9 protein-coding genes are annotated in these 17915 nt (G+C 63.2%); 5 read left to right on the top strand and 4 right to left on the bottom strand.

The genetic code is table 11. The features are described 5' to 3' along the window. Window positions 1-420 precede the first annotated feature (420 nt). The 4 genes from LLH00_16455 to LLH00_16440 all read right to left on the bottom strand — a co-directional run bounded on the left by LLH00_16455 (window position 421) and on the right by LLH00_16440 (window position 8991). The gene (locus LLH00_16455; protein MCE5272872.1) at window positions 421-1236 is read right to left on the bottom strand and encodes a tetratricopeptide repeat protein; all 816 of its coding nucleotides are present in this window, start codon (window positions 1234-1236) and stop codon (window positions 421-423) included. A gap of 110 nt (window positions 1237-1346) precedes the next feature. Continuing rightward, window positions 1347-3068 (bottom strand): tetratricopeptide repeat protein, encoded by a 1722-nt coding sequence (locus LLH00_16450; GenBank protein MCE5272871.1) that lies wholly within the window; start codon window positions 3066-3068, stop codon window positions 1347-1349. A 243-nt stretch (window positions 3069-3311) separates the two neighbouring features. Continuing rightward, window positions 3312-7094 (bottom strand): translocation/assembly module TamB domain-containing protein, encoded by a 3783-nt coding sequence (locus LLH00_16445; protein ID MCE5272870.1) that lies wholly within the window; start codon window positions 7092-7094, stop codon window positions 3312-3314. 43 nt (window positions 7095-7137) lie between these two features. Continuing rightward, entirely contained in the window at window positions 7138-8991 is a 1854-nt protein-coding gene (locus tag LLH00_16440) for a BamA/TamA family outer membrane protein (GenBank protein ID MCE5272869.1), read from the bottom strand. A 457-nt stretch (window positions 8992-9448) separates the two neighbouring features. On the opposite strand from LLH00_16440, the gene LLH00_16435 reads away from it, so the two are divergent. From LLH00_16435 to LLH00_16415, 5 genes are all read left to right on the top strand, one after another. Next, window positions 9449-12475, top strand: a complete 3027-nt coding sequence (locus LLH00_16435) for a flagellar hook-length control protein FliK (GenBank protein MCE5272868.1) — start codon at window positions 9449-9451, stop codon at window positions 12473-12475. Window positions 12476-12502: 27 nt separating this feature from the next. After that, window positions 12503-13207 (top strand): hypothetical protein, encoded by a 705-nt coding sequence (locus tag LLH00_16430; protein ID MCE5272867.1) that lies wholly within the window; start codon window positions 12503-12505, stop codon window positions 13205-13207. Between the two features lie 104 nt (window positions 13208-13311). Further along, window positions 13312-16419, top strand: coding sequence for a flagellar hook-basal body complex protein (locus LLH00_16425; GenBank protein ID MCE5272866.1), 3108 nt, complete (start codon window positions 13312-13314; stop codon window positions 16417-16419). A gap of 425 nt (window positions 16420-16844) precedes the next feature. After that, the gene (locus tag LLH00_16420; protein ID MCE5272865.1) at window positions 16845-17081 is read left to right on the top strand and encodes a flagellar FlbD family protein; all 237 of its coding nucleotides are present in this window, start codon (window positions 16845-16847) and stop codon (window positions 17079-17081) included. 52 nt (window positions 17082-17133) lie between these two features. Then, entirely contained in the window at window positions 17134-17901 is a 768-nt protein-coding gene (locus tag LLH00_16415; protein ID MCE5272864.1) for a MotA/TolQ/ExbB proton channel family protein, read from the top strand. Window positions 17902-17915 lie beyond the last annotated feature (14 nt).

Below are 17915 nucleotides of genomic sequence, written 5' to 3'. Positions count from 1 at the left end.
ATGTCCGGTTAGGAACTTGCAGTGAGAAGACGAAAGACTCTGTTCTGCTTTGGTTTCGGCCAAAGCAGCAAAGCCAGCGGGGGCGCAAACTCGTCCAGACCACGCCTCCGCTTCGATCTTAAGTGTTTACGGAGTGTTGATACCGCTCGCGCGATGCAGCGGCGGCGCTGCCGCGAATCGCCGCCGGACAGTACGGCAATTTGAGCCCTGGCCGTTTTACGCTCGATAACACGCTGCCCTGGCGGGAGGCTCAGGCAGGTGCGGCCACCAAAGACAGAAACGGCGGCCCGAAAAAGCCGCGAGGGTTTAGCTCAGGGGAGATTTCCCACCCGCGGCCCCCCGATGGAGCGCCGTCCCCAACAACTGAAGAGAGAGCCAAACAACCTGTCAATGCGGCTGCAACCGAAGGGGGAGAGAGGCCTATTCGTTCTCCTGCTGGTAGTGCATTTCCGATATCAGCACGTGGTCGTTCTGCAGGATTATCTCGGAGCGCTCGACAAACTTGCCGGCCGTGGCGGCCTGCGCGTCCTCGGTCTCGGCGGCGCGGTAGTCGGCCAGGGCTTTTTCCCGCAGCTCGATGGCTTTCTGGATTTTCTCCTCTGTCAGCTCGCCGCTCTTGACCGCGGCCTCGAAATCGTATTTCTCGTCCTGGGCGTGGTCAATCGCCTGGGCCAGGCGGTCGTAGAGCTGGCCGCGCTGAAGGTAGAGCGTACCGGACTGCACGAGCGCCAGGGCTTTGGTGAAGGTTTCTATCGCCGCCTGAAGCTGCCCTTTCTGCACCTGCAGCTCGGCGATACGGCCCAGCAGCGGGGCTTTCTGCTGGGGCGGGGCCTGGTTCAGAGCTTTGCGGTAGAACTTGAGCGCCTCATCCGGGCGCCCGGCCTGACGGGCGCTCTCGGCGGCCTGGAGTTGCGCCAGCGGGTACATCGAATCGACCGCGGCCACCCGGCTGAACCATTCCAGGGCCAGGGCCGGCTTCTTGACCTTCAGATAGGCATCTCCCAGGGCGAAACGGACCTTGTTCCAGTCCAGTCCGGCCCGGTTGCCGATCAGGCTGTCAGCGGCCAGGAACAGCGGGATGCTGGCGGCGTAATCTCCAGCGTCGTAGGCCACTTTCGCCTGGTTGTAGCTTTCGGCCCCGCGGCGCTCGCCATCGGATTTGGGGATGAACCGCTGCGAAAAGGCATTGCCGGACAAGAACAGTACGGCGGCAAGAAGGAGAGCCGTTGTACGCATTGCGGCCTCGGTTGGAATTGGGGTTGACCTCTGTTAGCGCTGTCCGACAAGAACGGGCCGCACCGTCGCCCGGCGCGGCCCGTCCAAGGTTTTTCAGTCCGGCGGAACAGTTACTTGGTCTTCTCGTTGTAGTCGATCTGCTTCTTGATCTGCTCGGCACGGGTCTTGAGCTGGGCGATGTTGTCCAGGTGCTGCTTGGCGCTCTTGGCGTACTTGGCGTCGCTCACCCGGGCCAGGTCGGCGGCGGCCTTGTCGTAATAGCCGACCGCCTGAATGGCCTTGTCCTTGGTCATATCGCCTTTTTCGATCAGAGCGTCGATGTCGGCGTCTTCCTTGCTCGAGTAATCCAGCTCCTGACCCAGGTCGTAGTAGTTGATCCCGCGCAGGTAGAACAGGGCCTGCTGGTTGTCGGCCGGGGCGCCCTTGAGTGCGCTGGTGTAGGCCTCGACCGCGTTGCGGCTGTCCTTGAAACGCATGCGGTAGATTTCACCGATGTTCAGATAGAACGACCACACGCTGGCCTCGGGCGCCAGCTTGATCGCCTCGCGGTAATACTTGATCGCCTCCTCGTACTTCTTCAGGTCGTTGGCGATACGCGCCATGTTGTAGTACGAGTAGAAAGCGTTCTGGTAGTCGGGCTGCACCTCGAAGATGCTGCTGAAAGCATCGAGAGCCCCCTGGCCGCGTTCGAGCGCCTGCAGAGTGCTGCCCTTGTAGAACAGGCAGTCGGCCAGCATCTTTTTCTGTGTATCGTCGAGGTCCTGTTTCTGGCGCAGCATCTCGACCGCGCGGTCGAGGGACTGCAGGTCGTGCTCCAGACGGGCTTTGTAAGCCGCCGGGTCGGTCTTTTCCAGGCCCTTGGCCAGGTTGAATTCGGCGTAGCCCATCTGGAAACGGATTTCGGGTGAATCATCCCGGATGGCCACGGTCTTGTCGAACTCGTCGATCGCTTCCGCCGCCTTCTCCAGGCGCAGCTTCACGTAGGCCATGTACTGATGGTAGCCGTAATCGTCCGGCTTGGCCTGGATGAGCTTGCCGTAGTAGGTCTCGGCTTTCACGAAGTCGTTATTGGTGAAATAGGTCTTGGCCAGGATTTCCAGGGCCGGCACGTAGTTCGGGTCGACAGTGTCCAGGATCTGCTGGTACAGCCCGAGGGCCTTTTCCGTGGAGTCCATGTTCAGGTAGCAGGTGGCGATCATGAAAGAGGCGTCCGCATCGCCCGGCTGGAGTTCCTGAAGTTTCTTGAAATTCTCGATGGCCTTGTCGTAGATCGCGCTACGGAAATACGACATGGCGATGCTGCGGGCGCTGATCCGCTCCGAGGCCGTGATGATCACCTCGACGCACTTGTCGGCCAGGTCGTTGATCTGCTTCTCGTTGTCCACCGTCGCGGGCTGGCCCTCGATGGTGTAGTTCTTTCCCTCGCTCTGATGGCTCAGGAATACGTAGTCGATCTTGGCCCGCACCTGGGATCCCGCTCCGCCCGTCTGATCGAGCGTGCCGGAGGTGTAGATCGAGGCCTTCAGTGAGTCCATCATCATGGCGAGCAGGGTGTCGCTGGCGATGGTCTCCTCCAGGCTGCCCTTCATGCCCTTGATGTAGCTGTCGAACTGCTCCTGGGAGATGATGTCGAATTTGCCAGACTTGTCGAGCTGCTTGGCCAGCTCCCACTGGAAGCTTGTGACCACTTTCTTGTCCAGTGTGCTCTTGGGCGGCAGGACAAGCACCTTGGGCCGTCCGCTCTGGGCGAATGCGACGCTGCAAAGGGCCTGCGTCATGAGCATGCCAACCAGCGCGAACGTGCGCACAGTATTACCGGCGTACACTTTCATCGTTGCCTCTCCGATTCCTGTTTAATAGCTGGGATGGATCGCTTGAATATCTTAATTGTCGATGCACCCGGAAGGTTGGACGCCGCTGAGGTAGAATTATTCAGCAGTCCGTTCCAGAGTCCGGCTGTGCAGGGAGTGAAGCGCAACATATTCTGCTGCAATCAATTAACCAATTGTCGGCTCAGAACTTGAGACCTCTGGTTCAAACCGAATATCAGAAAATATGTTACGCGCTTTTTTATGTCAATATTTTATCAGATAGCGGAAATCCAGGCTGAAATGTCCCCGCGAATCGGTCTGGCCCACCACCGAGCTGTTCCGGTCGATCAGATACTCGATCTGCGCGCTGCGGGCCGAGGGGTCGATCAGGTCTTGCGAAAAGCTGAAAAACACCTTCTCGAACAGGAATTCGCCCATGGTCAGCTTGGCGCTGGCGCGGTCGGCGTTCTGGTCCTCGGCGGCGCCGGTGCCGCTCTGACGGGTGAAAAGCTGGCTTTCGAAACTGAGCTCATCCAGGCCGGTCCATTCCTGAAGGTAGGGGTTGGCCTGGTTCAGGGCCAGGTTGGCGGCCTGGTCGAGCAGCTTGCTCTGCGACAGCCCCGACTGCTGCTGGAACTCACGGTAGGTCTGGTCGACCAGCACCAGGCTGCGGGCCATTTCCGGGGTCAGGGGCGGCTCGATCTCGCGGTCGTTGACATCCCGCACCGTGATGTCGAAACGCGGGCTGTTCAGTGTGCCGCCGATATGCAGGGCGAAGGTGTTGCTGTCCATTTCGTACTGCTCGCCGGCCAGGGAGGATCCGGTGGTGCTCTGAAGGCTCCAGGACGAGCCGACCAGGTCGGTGCGCAGCACCCGGCCGCGCACGGTGCGCTCGGCGTTGATATTGAGCAGGGGATTGATCGTCGCCTGGCCCTGGAACTGGATCGTGCCGTATTTGAGCTGGAAACGCCGTCCGAACACAGAATAGTACCCGGTCACAGTAGTAATCTGGCCGTTTACCGCCGGAGGGCCGCCTTTCTGGGTGGCGCGCAGGTTGGCGGTCAGCTTGATCCCGGCGTTGCGGTTGCGCAGCCAGAAATTCTCCTGGGCGCTGAACCGCAGGTCGTAGTCGATGGGCAGCACGGGCAGGCGCATCTCGGGGGCGCCGGCCGGGGAGGCGCTTTCCTCCTCGGCGCCGGGCACCGCCGCGCCGAAAGCCGGGCTGATTTCACCCTCGGTCACGCGCACCGTCCCGTCCAGCAGGGGGCGGGCCACCGGGCCGCGCAGGGTCAGGTCGGCGTTGACCCGCAGGCTGGTCACGTAGCGGAACTGCTGCAGCACCAGGTCGCGGCCGCTGACCGCGATGTCCAGGCTGTCGGGATGGAAACCGCTGAGCGGGATGCGCCCGCTGATTTTGAGCTTGCCCTCCGGGCTGGAGGAACTCAGCTCATCCAGCACCAAGGCGCCGCCGGTCAGCTCCAGGCGGCCGTTCATGTTCTGCAGGCGGGTGTTGATCGGGGCGATCAGCCCCTCGCCGCCGCTCAGGCCGATTTTGCCCGAAAGGCTGGGCCGCTCGGGCGTTCCTCCTATCTCCAGCTCGCCGTCGATACGCCCGGCGCTGAACGGGACCACCTTGCTGCGCAGGGCGTTGAGCGGGAAAGAGTTGAAACGCACCCGCAGCGACACCGGGCGGCTGTCCTTCGACGGCTGGTTGCCGGTGGCGAACACCGACAGCGGCACCACCCCCTGCACCGTGCTCAACGTGCCGGCCCCGGACAGAGCTAACGAGTCTATGCGCAGGTTGGTCCGGTCCAGGCGGAAACGGCCAGCGGCCTGGTCCAGGTGCATCAGAGAAATCACCGGGTCGTCGATATTCAGCTCGACTGAGCCGGTGGGCTCCTGGAGCGTGCCCCGGAGCAGCAGACGGCCCTCGGCCCGGCCGGCCAGGTCGAACGGCGGTTTGAGCGAATCCGGCAAGCGCTGGAGGTCGAGGTTGCGGAACGCGACCGCCGTGTCGAACCAGCCCGAGTCCAGGGCCGTGATCTCGCCGCTCACCTCGCCGCCCAGGGCGCGCAGACGGATGCCGGACACCTGGGTCGTGTCGCCGTGACGGTGCAGGTGGATGCTGTCCTCGGCGATCGCGCGGCGCCCGGCGTAAAGAAGGCTCAGCGTGTCCAGGTCCAGGCGGAACTCCCCGCCCGTGCCCACCGGCAGGTAGGTCCCGCGGCAGTACAGGTTGTTCAGGCTGTCCTGGACCACGCTCAGCGGGTCGAACCGGATGTCGCCGCTGTCCGGGACCGTGGCGCTGACGCGGATCGAGTTGAGGGCCAGGCCGGCGAAACCGGCCGAGCTGAATTCGGTGTCGAACGTGCCGTTGGCCCGGGTGACCACGTTGCGCAGGTCGCACTTGCCGTCCATCCGGGCGAACTGCAACTTGCCGTAGGCCCCGTCGGTCAGGGTGAAAGTCCCGCGCAGCTCGGGGTCGTCCAGGTTGCCGCTCAGCGAGCCCGAGAAATCGAGAATCCCGCTCAGGCCCTCGACCGGGAACCAGCGGACAAGCCGCGCCGCCGGAAGCTGCTCGACCAGCACGAACAGGAATGTCTGCTCGTTTTTCAGGTCGCCGATGGCGGTGAGCACCGCCCCGCTGGAGTACAGGGCCAGGTCGTCCAGGCGCGAGCGGCCCTGGTGCAGGGTGTAGTCCACCTGGGCACTGTCCACCGGGACCTCGAACAGCTGGCCCCCCAGGCCCCGTCCCCTGACCGCAAGGTCCAGCGTCGCCTCGTCGTAGCCCTGCCCGTCCAGCTCCACGTGCCCGCCGAGCCTGCCACGCACCCCACGGGTGAACTCGAACCTCAGCCGCGCGATGTCGATGTCCCGGCTCTCGAACACGGCATGGTAGCCGCTGCCCGCCCGCCCGAACAGGAACTGAAGGCCGCCGCTGACCGTCCCCCCGGCGACTCCGGAGGAGATGTCCTCGAAGCTCAGGCGGTCGGAATCGTAACGCAGGACAGTTTTGAGGTCCTGGACCGGGTAGCCGAAAATCGTCCCGCGCGGCACGGAAATACGGGCCAGGATCGCGGTCGAGTCGAAAGTTCCGCCGAATTCGGCGCTGATCCCGGCCGGCCCGATCAGCTCGCCGCTCAGGCCCAGCTCAGTCGGCAGGTCCTCCATGTCCAGGCGGCCTGGCAGGACCTCGTAACGCCAGGTGCGGGCGTGGAAATCCACGAACCCCGAGCCTGTCAGGTCGGTGGCGCCCTTGATTACCCGGCTTTCCTGGAACCCGAGGAAACTGCCGCGAATCGTGACTATGCCGGAATAGGCGATGAGGCCGATCTGATGGTAGTCGGACCAGATGCGCGACCGGTTCACCTCCACCAGGTTCTCGCCGCCGATGTGGGTAAAATTGCCCTCAAGGTGGTGGATGCGGTTCTCGATCGGCTTTTCGTCCAGGTCATCCAACCGCGCGTGCAGTTCACTGATCACGATGTGACGGATACGTATCCGGGTGCCGGAACCTTTGTCCTTGGGCTTGCCTGGATCCTTGTGCCCGCTGGAGCGGAAAAGCATCTCGATATTGTACGAGGCGGCCAGGCTGTCGTGGTGGACCCAGCAGTCGGCGTTTTCGAGCTGCAGGAAGGACAGGTTGATCCCGCGCCAGATCAGGCGCAGCGGGTCGAATTTCACCTCCACCCGCCGGACGAACAGGAAATGCCGCGAGCTGTCGGACGGGTCCTCGATGCGGAAATCGTGGAAGATGAAATGGCCCAGCTCCGGGGTCTCCATCCGGCTGAACGTGGTCGGGCTGGCGAACAGACGGTGGGTCTGGGCCTCGACCAGGTCGCCGGCCAGCATTATGATCGTCTCACGGTTCGTGCGGTAGAACCAGTAGAGGAACAGCCCGGCCGCGACCACAAGCAGCAGTGTCAGGCGCAGAAGGGCCTGCACCGGCTTGTGCCGCCAGCGCCGCAGAAACTTGCGCACCCGGCCCGGACGGGCCTTCCTCGGCTCCGGCTGCGGCGGCTGCTCTTTCCGTGTTTCCTCTTCCATCGCTTGTTCCTTCGCCGCCCGGGGCGGCAGGGGAGGACCCGGCTCAGAAAGCGTGGCCGATCCCGAAATGCACCGAGCCCCAGTCCTTGCCACCGCCGGCCGGCTGGCGCATGCCGTTCAGGCGCCAGGCCGCGTCCACCCGGATCGGGCCCACGGGCGTGCGGTAACGCAGGCCCACTCCGCCGGAGGTGAGAAGGTGGAAACGCGAATCGAAATACAGCTCGCGGAACACGTTGGCCGCGTCCAGGAACGCCACTCCGCCCAGGTCGCGCCAGAGCGGGTAGCGCAGCTCCAGGTTGGTCAGCAACAGCACGTTGCCCGGCATGTCACGGTCGGCGATGGGGCCGATCGACAGCTCGCCGTAGCCGCGCAGGCTCCGCCCGCCGCCGATGTTGAACTGCTCGGTGGGCGGCACCGAGGTGGTCCCGCCGAACTCCCGCACCACGCCGGTCTTGAGCCGGGCCGCCAGCACCAGGGGCTGACGGTTGCGCCAGGAGATCAGCGGGTGCAGCAGCGTGCCCTCGAAACTCAGCATATAGTAATTGATAGCTCCCAGCAGAAACGGGCCGCCCGCCAGGGTGCTCTTCATCACCACCTGGTAGCCCCGGCTGGGGTTGAACCGGTCGTTGCGGCGGTCGAGCATGATCACAGGCGAAACCAGCTGGGTGATCCGCCGGCCGCGGTTGTCGATGATGCTCTTGTCGGCGTCCAGCGTGTCCACGGCAAAGATGTTGCGGCTGTTGAGCTCCATCAGCAGGCTTATCTCCCGTTGCAGGGTGACCATGTTGCGCAGCAGGAAATTGATCCCGGTTTTCTCTTCTTCATGATGACGGTAGGAGACTTTCTCGAACAGCCCCGTGGTGCTGGCCTCGATCCGCGAGTTCAGGAAATAGGGCTGGCGCAGGGTGAGCGAGGAGGAGGAGGAGTACTTGTAGGTCGGGTCTTTCTGGAACGCCTGGTAGGTCTCACGGTTGGCCACGGTCAGGCTGAGGGCGCGCCGGAACAGGTTGTAGTGGCTCCACTCCATGAAACCCCGCAGGCCGTCCACATCGCCCACACCGCCGCCGAAGCTGGTGGAGTGGAACTCGCCCTCGGTGACGGTGATCGCCACCACGATACGCTCGGAGCGGCTGTCGTAGCCCACGAGCTCGTGACGGATGTCGCGCAGAACGCCGATCCGGTAGAGGTTCGACTTGCTGCGGCTCATCTTGTCATCCGTGTAGATGTCGCCCGGCTTGAGCTCCATGCCGCGGAGGATCACGGCGCTGCCGACCCGCTGGTTGCCCTGGATGCGGATGCTGTCCACCCGCACCTGGACCCCCTCGTGGATATCGAAATACACCTCGGCCTGACGGTTGCCGGAGGGGAAATAGAAACGTTCCTCCACCTCCACGTACAGGTAGCCGAACTGGTAATAGCGGCTCAGGATTTTTTGCTTGAGCAGGGCCAGCCGGCGGGCGTCTAAGGGCAGGCCGAGGGTGATTTCCTGCAGGCCGAGCAGCTCTTGCTCCGAAAATATCGTGTTGCCGGTGATATCGATCTTGTGCAGGATGGTTTGCAGGCCCTCATCGACCATCACCCGCAGGTTGACGCTCTGGCGGTCGACCTCGATGTCCTTCTCGAAATCGGCCACCTCGGCCTGCAGGAAGCCGCGGCTGCGGTACAGGGACAGGATTGCCGCCCGGTCCTCGTCCAGCTTCCACTCGGCGTAGGGCTTGCCCTCGCGCGAGGTCATCAGCCGCATAATCTCGGCGGCGCCGATCTGCGAGTTGCCCTCGAGCACTATGTGCCCGAATTTCCACTGGGCCAGCGCCGGGCTCTGACACACCGTCAGCAGCAGGAGCAGGGCGAGCCAGGGGACAAACCGCAACCGCCGGACCAGGGGAAAGGAACTCATTCTGTTCTAAAGTCTCAAGTTGAGGATAAATCTCTGCGAATCAGATTGTTGGACAGTTATTACAGATTAAGGTACTCTCTGACGCCGGAGCGGTCAAGGAGCGCGCTCGGGCGGCCGTCCGCCCCCCACGCACTGAATACATACACCCGTCACCCGGGACGGTTTCCTCGAGGCTTGCCGGCGGGTGAGACCCGGGTGGGCGGACAGTGGAAAAAAAGTACAGAAAATTCAGGCAAAAATATCTCTGTCAAAAAATAAAAACGATTATTCAATAGTGGCAATAATTGCCGCTAATGGCAGGTGCTGCACTTGTAACTGATTGTAAATCAGGGGAATAAAACATGGGCGCCGTCCGTGGACATGGCTGCGCGATGACTGGCACACGGTTTGCCGATACCGGGCTGAGCCAGTTCAGGCACATGGATGGAGCAAACTTTCAGGGAAGAAAGACTACCACATGTTCAACTGCCTGCCAGTTTCCCAGATCGTGGCGCCGCAGAACGCGGCCGCCAGCGCCCCCACCTCCGGTGCGGCCGGAGCGGAGGGGGACAGCGCTTTCCGCGAGATGTTCGGGGGCATGCTCGGCATGAGCGCCCCGGCCTCCACTTCCTCAGACACACAGATGCCGTCCGGTCTCGGCAGCGCGGTGGCTGGCAGCCTGCTGGCTGTCCCGGTCGACCCGGTGACAGGCTCCGCCGTGCTGGTCCAGGCCGACGGCGCGCAGGCCGCCCAGACCGTCGCGGCGGTCGTGCAGCAGTTGACCGACTCCGGCATGCAGAAATTAACCGTGGCCATCGACCCGGCCAGCCTCAGCAGCGACCAGCTGTCCGTGCTTCAGGCCGCCGGGGTTTCGCTGGATGCGGGCCGCACCTCGGTCACATTCCTGGTCGCGCCCGAGGACCTCCAGCTTCTCACCTCGATGCTGAACGGCCAGAGCGCGCCCTCGGCCGTGCCGGTGGTGCTGGTCGGCGGGCAGGACGGCCAGGTGAAAACGACCCAGGCCCTGCTGATGCCGGCTCCGCTGGCGCAGGGCGCGCCGTCCGCTGATAGCTCCGCCCCCGCCGCCTCTTCCGACCTGGTCCTGCAGTTCAACTCCGGCCTTCTGGCCGAGGTCCCGGTAGAGCAGACCGGCCAGGCCGCCGCCACCGGCGGCGCCACGGACGAGTCGGACCAGGACACCGAGCTGCCCGACCCGGCCGACCTTATCGAGGAATTGTACAGCATCCTTCTGGCCGCGCTCAGCCTGAGCCTGCAGGACAGCTCCGGCAAGACAGAGGGCACGGGCTACCAGGAGTTGCTCCAGCGTCTGCGCAACCTGGTCTCCGAGGCCGCCAAGCTGGTCGGCGCGGACGCCGAGGTGGATGCCACCGAGCTGCAGAAAAACCCGCTGACGGGTTTCGGGAAACTGTTGGAGGCTCTGGAGGCCAAGCTGACCCACAAGGATGAGGAAAATGTCGACAAGACCAAGCCCGCCGAGGATGAGAACAACGAGGCGGGCAAGAAGGACGAGGACTTGCATGAGGTCCTGGCCTCGCTGGTCGTGCTCTGCCATATGCTCGCCCAGTTCCTGGCCGGACAGCCCGACATACAATCCGCGCTGAACGGCTCCGGCGAGGGCCTGGATGTCCAGTCCCTGGCCCGCAGCCTGGGCGCCCTGGACAACCTTTCCGACCAGGAGCGTCAGGCCGCCCTCGATTCCCTTCTTACCGGAATGACCCCCGGCCAGCCCGCCGATAAAGATACAAAGGATGGTTCTTTACAGACGGCAAACGGCTTGACCGCTCTTCTCGAACTGCTGCGCGAGCTGGCCGGGAACAAATCTGTAGCTACGCAGGATGGGGCTGTCTCGGGTGCGGACAGCGGCGAGGGCGACACCCAGTCCACAGCCGCCCCGGCTGCTCCGGCCGCTCCGGCCGCCCAGGCCGAAACGTCCTCCGCTCCGGCCGCGGCCTCCACGGACAAGCAGCGCGGCTCGCTGGTACAGACACTGCAGGAACTGATCGCCGTCCTGGAGAAATACCCGCCTTCGGTGGAACCGCAGGCTGAGGAAAAGGACGAGTCCAAGGCTAAACCCGCCGGTCAGGAAGACAAGGCCGGGACCGGCACCGAGAACCGCCCGTTCCTGGCGGCCGCCCACGCCATGCTCGATCTCCTGGTCGCGGACCAGCCGCAGCAGGCCCAGGCCGCGGAGAGTCAGGACACCGCAACGCAGCCCCAGCTTGCCGCCCCGTCAGCAGAACAGGCCGCTCCGGTTCTGGTCGACCTGCCGGTTGCGGACAGCAGCGGCGATACCCCTGCGGCGCCAGCCGAGGCCTCCCCGGACGCGGTTGTGAAAACGCCCGCCCCGGGACTGACTTCCCAGCCTTCGACCGTGCCGTCGGTACCGGACGCAGCCGCGGCCCAGCAGCCGGTTGAGGCCGCTCAGACGAAGGCCCCGGCCGTGCTGGCCGCTCCCGAGACCGCGGCCGCCGATCCGCAGACTGCCGCCGTCCCCGCCGGCAAGGCCGGCGCCGCTCAGCCCGAGGCCGTGACCCCAGGCCGTGAAACCCCGAAACAAGCCCAGTCCACTCCGGTCGCCGTACAGACCGCTCCGGAGGCGCATAAGGCGGACACTCCGAATACAACTCAGGAAAAGATTTCGATCCCGGTGCAACTGGTCGATTCCAGCGCCACGACCGCGGTGAAGGCCCAGGCCTCGGCCCCGCACCAGCAGGCCATCCAGGCCTATGCCGGACGAAACGCCGCGCAGAGCCACACCGCGCACAATCAGGACTCCCGCTCCCTGGCCGCCGGCCAGGTGGCCGCGAACGCCCAGGCCCTGGGGGCGACAGTCGAGTCCATCTCCAGCGGCGGGCAGGGAAAGCGTGACAGTGAGTCCGGCGAGGGCAAACCGGGGTTGGTCAAGCTCGCCGCCACCGGTGTTCAGACCGCCGACTCCGCGCCGGAGGCTTTCCGCAGCGAGCTGAGCACGGCCCGTCCGGCTGAGGCTGTGAAAGAAGCCCCGTCCACTCCGGCCGCGCGCGCCCTCAACCTGGTCAACCAGGCCGAGGTGCTGGAAAAGCTTTCCTCCGCCGCCCGCCTGACCACTGTCGGCGGCACGAGCGAGATACGGATCAAGCTGGAGCCCGACAGCCTGGGCAGCATGCGGGTGCACCTGAGCGTGGACGACAACCACGGTGTGACCGCCCGGATCCAGGTGGAAAGCCACGAGGCCCGCTCGATCATCGAGAACAGCCTGCAGCGGCTGAAAGATTCGCTGGCCGAGCAGGGCCTGCGGGTGGAGAAATTCAACGTGGACGTGCGCCAGGACCAGGGCCAGCAGCAGACCGCCGGCGGGCGGGACGGGTCGTGGCGCGGCCAGCACGGCTCCGCCCTCTGGAACCAGAACGGGGAAGCGGACAGCCTCGCGCCGGATGCAACCGAACCTGAAGATATACAGTCGCCGAAAAATCTCGGCTACAATACGGTGGAATGGGTGGCCTGAGGGCCTCCCGGGGAAGGAGAACTCGCCATGATGCAGGTGACCGATTCTCAGAACAGTCTGCCCGAATGGGCCAAGACCAAGAGCGGGATCGAGGATGTCGAGAACAAGGGCAAAACGTCCAAGGATGATTTCCTCAAGCTGCTTGTCACCCAGCTCCAGAATCAGGACCCGCTCAACCCGGCCGACAACCAGGAATTCTCGGCCCAGCTCGCCCAGTTCTCCAGCCTGGAGCAGCTCACCGAGATGAACGATACGCTTTCCAAGAACCTGGAAGGCACCACCGCGCTCGGCAAGTTCATCAACAACAGCGTGGCCGCCGGCTTCATCGGCAGGGAGATCAACGCCGTGGGAGACCAGGTGCTGTTCGACGGCGAGAATGAAACCACGATCCAGTTCCACCTCGAAAACACAAGTTCCGAAACCACAGTGCACATTTACGACAGCACGGGCGCAGAGGTGCGCTCCCTGGACTTGAGCGGGCAGCCCAAGGGCGGCTCGGAGGTTGCCTGGGACGGCAAGGACGACCAGGGCGACACCTGCAACGAGGGCATTTACTATGTCAAGGTCGAGGCCACGGATTCCGAGGGCCAGACGGTCGATGCCACGACTTTCATGTCCGGCCGGGTGACCGGCGTGCGCTATGTGGACAACCAACCCTTCCTGATGCTGGGCGAGAAAATGGTTTCGCTCGAAAACGTGTTCGATGTGCTGGACCCCGGCTCTTTGGAATAAAACTGACTGCGGATTCAAAACAGAAACTTGGGACGATACATATAAATCAACCCCGGGCCGCCGCCTGAGACGCGGCTGTGCTCCAGTGACACGGAGGTCGAAAGATGAGCTTGCAGAGTACGCTTTTCACCGGCGTTTCCGGTCTCCAGGCCAACAGCATCCGGCTGAGCGTGATCGGCAACAACATCGCCAATGTCAACACCGTGGGCTTCAAGTCCTCGCGGGCGAATTTCAACGAGTTTCTCGTTCAGACAATCTCCGAGGCCAAGCGCCCGATCGAGGGTTCGGTCGGCGGCATCAACCCGGTGGCCTACGGCCTGGGTGTGGGTGTCTCCAGCATCGACAACCTGTTCGGCCAGGGCACGCTCGAAGCCACCGGAGTCACCACCGACCTGGCGATCCAGGGTGACGGGTTCTTCGTGGTGCGGGACGGCCAGCGCAGGCTCTACACCCGCGCCGGCGCTTTCCAGTTCGACGGTGACGGCGCGCTGGTGCAGAACAGCACCGGCTACGTGGTGCAGGGACGGCTGGCCAACACCGGCGGCGTGATCCCCTCCGGCGCCCCGATCGAGGATATCTTGGTGCCTCTGGGCCTGACCACTCCGGCCAAGTTCTCCACGCGCGTCGGTTTCAAGGACAACCTGGACGCCGACTCCGGCGTGCTGGCCAAGACCCTGACCACCGCGGTGCCGTTCAGAATCCGCGCCACCGGTCAGGTGGCCAGCGGCGTGACCGACATCAACGACCTGTCCCAGACCATCAACCAGTTGGACGAGGGCGACCGGATCAAGATCAACGGCACGAACCCGGACGGTACGATCGTCTCGGCGGTTTTCCGTTACGGCACAGGCACCGAGCTGTTGACAGACGGCTCCACCGTGGCGCGTGACGGGACCACGCTGGCCAGCCTGGTCAATGTGGTCAACAACGCTTTCTCCGGCGTGACCGCCTCGATCGATCCCAACGGCAACATCGTGCTGGTGGACGACTCCGCCGGCGCCAGCCAGACCTCCATCTCGCTGGCCTTCGAGGAAGACGCCCGCAGCGCCTCGGTGCTGGGCAACACGATCCAGGACACTTTCCTGCCCGAGTCCACTGCCTCCATTGTGGGCCCTTCGCTCAATATCACCCCCTATAACAGCGAAACCCATACCGGCGGCTTCCGTTTCACCGCGGATACCCAGGGCACCCAGTTCCCGCGCCAGCTTTCCATCGCCGTGGGTGGCGTGGACAGCGGCCGTGACAACGTGATCACCATCGGCGCCGACCCGAACGGCGACGGGATCTACGAGAACCTGAGCGAAGTGGTGGACGCGGTCAACCGCGGCATCAACAACGATCTCGAGCTGGCCGGCACTGTGGCCGCAGTGGCCACCCCGGAAGGCGGCATCCGCCTGACCACCACCAGCCCCAGCGATTTCTTGACTATCAAAGCCGTGCCCGTCGGCGATCAGACCACGGTGACCGACCTCGGGTTCACCAGCGGGGAGCAGGGCAACGGTGTCGGCCAGGGCGGTCTCAACCTGACCACCTTGAAGTCGACCAACCAGTTCCGGATCCAGATCAATGACGACCCGGCCCGCACGGTCTCTCTCGCTCCGGCGGTCTATCCGGATGTGGAGTCCCTGGTGGCCGGTTTGAACGCGGCGATCAACTCGAACGCCGACCTGAGCGGTGAGGTCACCGCCACGGTCGATTTCAGCCAGGGTGCTGCGGCGGTCAAGTTCCTCACCAACCGTCCCGCGGCGCAGATTTCCGTCCTGCGCGGCACACAGGCGGTGCCGGTCGGCGGCGTTGATATTTTCGACGCCCTGGGCTTCAACGATCAGAACGAGCTGGCCCTGGACGGGATACCCGGCAATGAGAAAGACTTCAACAACATCTCGGACAACGGCAACGCCACCAGCTCCATCGCCCTGTCCGCGTTCTCGCTGACCCAGGAAGGCCGCGATGCCGGCAGCCACATTGCCTCGATCACGGTTTTCGATTCGTTCGGCGAGAACCACAACATGGTGGTCACTTTCAACAAGAGCACCCAGGAACTGCCGGCGGTCGAAAGCAAGCTGATCTCCACCGCCTACCCGCTGATGATTGCGAGCCAGGACCCGAGTTCCAGCCCCTATGCTCTCCAGGCCGTGGATCCCTCGACTGTCACGAGCGCGGTCACCGACCTGTGGAGTGTCAACAACACCGACCCTGAGAACCCGATAATGGGTGACGCTCAGCCGCGCGCCGGCGACCTGATCCGTATCACCGGCACCAACACCAAGGGTCTGCCGATCAGCCGCACGGTGACAATCGAGGGTGGGGTCAATCCGACCACGGTGCAGAACGTGCTGGACGAGATCAACATCCTGTACGAATCCAAGCTGTCTGGCGGCAACGGGACCGGGTCCACGGCCTCGATCAATTCCCGCGGCCAGATCGTTCTGACTGATGACGAGGCCGGGTCTTCCCTCTCCGCGATCAATATCACTTTTGAGGACAACCCGGACAATCCGCGCGAGACCACGCCCAGTTATCCGTTCCGCCTGGCCGAGAATTTCCGCACCCTCCAGCAGGGCGCCAACGCCATCGTGACCGATGTCCCGGGGCAGTGGAACTGGGAAGTCAAGATGACCAAGAACGAGACCTCGCTCACCGGCAACCAGGGCACCGTGATATTCAACCCGGACGGCAGTCTGCAGGGGTTCTCGGTGCGTGACCGCAGCGCCACATTCGGTTTCGATCCCAACAACGGCGCCGACCGCGTCGAGTTGGCCCTGGACATGGGCACCATCGGCGGTTTCGACGGCCTGACGCAGTTCCGCGGCTCCTCGACCGCGATCATAGCCAACCAGGATGGTTTCGCCTCGGGCAAGCTCAGCTCGCTCGAGATCGATGAGGGCGGACAGATTACCGGCGTCTTCTCCAACGGCGTCACCAAGACCCTCGGCAAAATCGTCCTCGGCAGTTTCAACAATCCGGGCGGTCTGATCAAGGAAGGCAACAACAACTTCCAGGAGTCGGCCAACTCGGGCACCGCGCTGATCGGCGAGGCCCAGACCAACATCCAGGGCACCATCTCCAGCGGGTTCCTCGAAAGCTCCAACGTGGACACCTCGGCCGAGTTCGCCAACATGATCACCACCCAGCGCGCTTTCCAGGCCAACGCCAGGGTTATCACCTCCACCGACACACTGCTGCAGGAGGTGGTGAACCTCACCCGCTGAGCCGCCTGACCGGCTGAGCGCCTGAAGACAGGGGGGACGCGATCCGTTCGCGCCCCCCCCCTTTGTTTTCCCCGCACTTGGAAAAAGACTCCACCCTGGGGTGGGTATATTCCTGCCAACCGGTTATGGCTTGCTTTTACCGTGACCTCCGCTTATATTCTTTAGTTGGGTAACAGGTTACTATTCAGGATGTTATGAGAAATCAACGCACTTTTCCAAGGAGAATGAGATCCTCGGGGGACAACCGCGTGCCGGGTGATGCCGGTGGTATGTTTTTTGCTTTATCGAAGCAGGGCGGAACGACTTTCCAGTCGGCTGTAACAGCTGCGCAAGGGGCGTTTCGCCGGGAATGAACCGAAATACGATTCCACTTATACCGGTAATCTGCCGATTTTACTTAGCAGGCGCCGCAACGGGGGCGGAAAATGATCGAAGTGACAAGGCTCAACGGCGGCAAGATTGTACTCAACGCTGATTTGATCGAGTATGTCGAATCCACGCCCGACACCATCATCGCCCTGACTTCCGGCAAAAAGTACATCGTGCTGGAAGATGTCGCCGCGGTGGTGGAGAAGGTGAAGGAATACCACCGTCAGGTTTCGCCACTGTTCGGTCGCAGACCCCCTCGAATCCAGGACGACGGCACCCTGGAAGAGGCCTGAGCGGAGCAGAGCAAGTCCCTGAATCCGAACGCACGGAGTAGAAGGCTGAATCATGGACATAACGACAATCATCGGGTTGATCGCAACAACGGCTGTTATGCTGCTAACCGTTCTCTCAAGTGGAAGCCTCGCTTCGTTCATCGACATTCCGTCCATTTACTGCACGGTGGGTGGGACCATTGCGGTGACTGTTACGAGCTATCCGCTCAACGAGCTGATGCTTTTTGTGGGAGTGATGAGGAAATCCATTTTTACCAAGACCCCCCCCGTGACCGAGACCATCGCCACCCTCGTCTCCTTTGCCGAGCGGGCGCGGCGCGAGGGCATCCTGGCCCTGGAGCGGCACATGGAGGAGATCGAGGACGAGTTCCTGGCCAAAGGTATTCAGTTGGCGGTGGACGGCACCGAGCCGGAGCTGATGCGCAGTATCCTGACCACCGAGCTGGATTACATGGCCAAGCGTCACAGCCTGGGCCAGGCGATCTGCGGCACTCTGGCCACCTACGCCCCGGCCTTCGGCATGATCGGCACCCTGATCGGCCTGGTGCTGATGCTCCAGACCATGAGCGACCCGGCCACGATCGGGCCCTCCATGGCCGTGGCCCTGATAACCACTTTCTACGGCGCGATCATGTCCAACTGCATGTTTCTGCCGATCAAGGACAAGCTCAAGCGTCGCTCGGAGGAAGAGACCCTGATCAAGGAAATGATGATCGAGGGCATCCTTTCGATCCAGTCGGGTGACAACCCGCGCATCGTGGAACAGAAACTGACCTCGTTCATCTCGCCCAAGATGCGCCGGGCGATAGTGGAGAAATAAGCTCGGCCCCGGAG

It is taken from the genome of bacterium (genome assembly GCA_021372515.1).
Lineage (GTDB): Bacteria > Gemmatimonadota > Glassbacteria > GWA2-58-10 > GWA2-58-10 > JAJFUG01.
The sequence above is the reverse complement of the archived record's forward strand: the minus strand, read 5'-3'. Positions and strand labels throughout refer to the sequence as shown.

Excerpts from the sequence above, each read along its gene's own strand:
- LLH00_16455 (MCE5272872.1), bottom strand. The coding sequence starts at position 1,236 with ATGCGTACAACGGCTCTCCTTCTTGCCGCCGTACTGTTCTTGTCCGGC.
- LLH00_16450 (MCE5272871.1), bottom strand. The coding sequence starts at position 3,068 with ATGAAAGTGTACGCCGGTAATACTGTGCGCACGTTCGCGCTGGTTGGC.
- LLH00_16445 (MCE5272870.1), bottom strand. The coding sequence starts at position 7,094 with ATGGAAGAGGAAACACGGAAAGAGCAGCCGCCGCAGCCGGAGCCGAGG.
- LLH00_16440 (MCE5272869.1), bottom strand. The coding sequence starts at position 8,991 with ATGAGTTCCTTTCCCCTGGTCCGGCGGTTGCGGTTTGTCCCCTGGCTC.
- LLH00_16435 (MCE5272868.1), top strand. The coding sequence starts at position 9,449 with ATGTTCAACTGCCTGCCAGTTTCCCAGATCGTGGCGCCGCAGAACGCG.
- LLH00_16430 (MCE5272867.1), top strand. The coding sequence starts at position 12,503 with ATGATGCAGGTGACCGATTCTCAGAACAGTCTGCCCGAATGGGCCAAG.
- LLH00_16425 (MCE5272866.1), top strand. The coding sequence starts at position 13,312 with ATGAGCTTGCAGAGTACGCTTTTCACCGGCGTTTCCGGTCTCCAGGCC.
- LLH00_16420 (MCE5272865.1), top strand. The coding sequence starts at position 16,845 with ATGATCGAAGTGACAAGGCTCAACGGCGGCAAGATTGTACTCAACGCT.
- LLH00_16415 (MCE5272864.1), top strand. The coding sequence starts at position 17,134 with ATGGACATAACGACAATCATCGGGTTGATCGCAACAACGGCTGTTATG.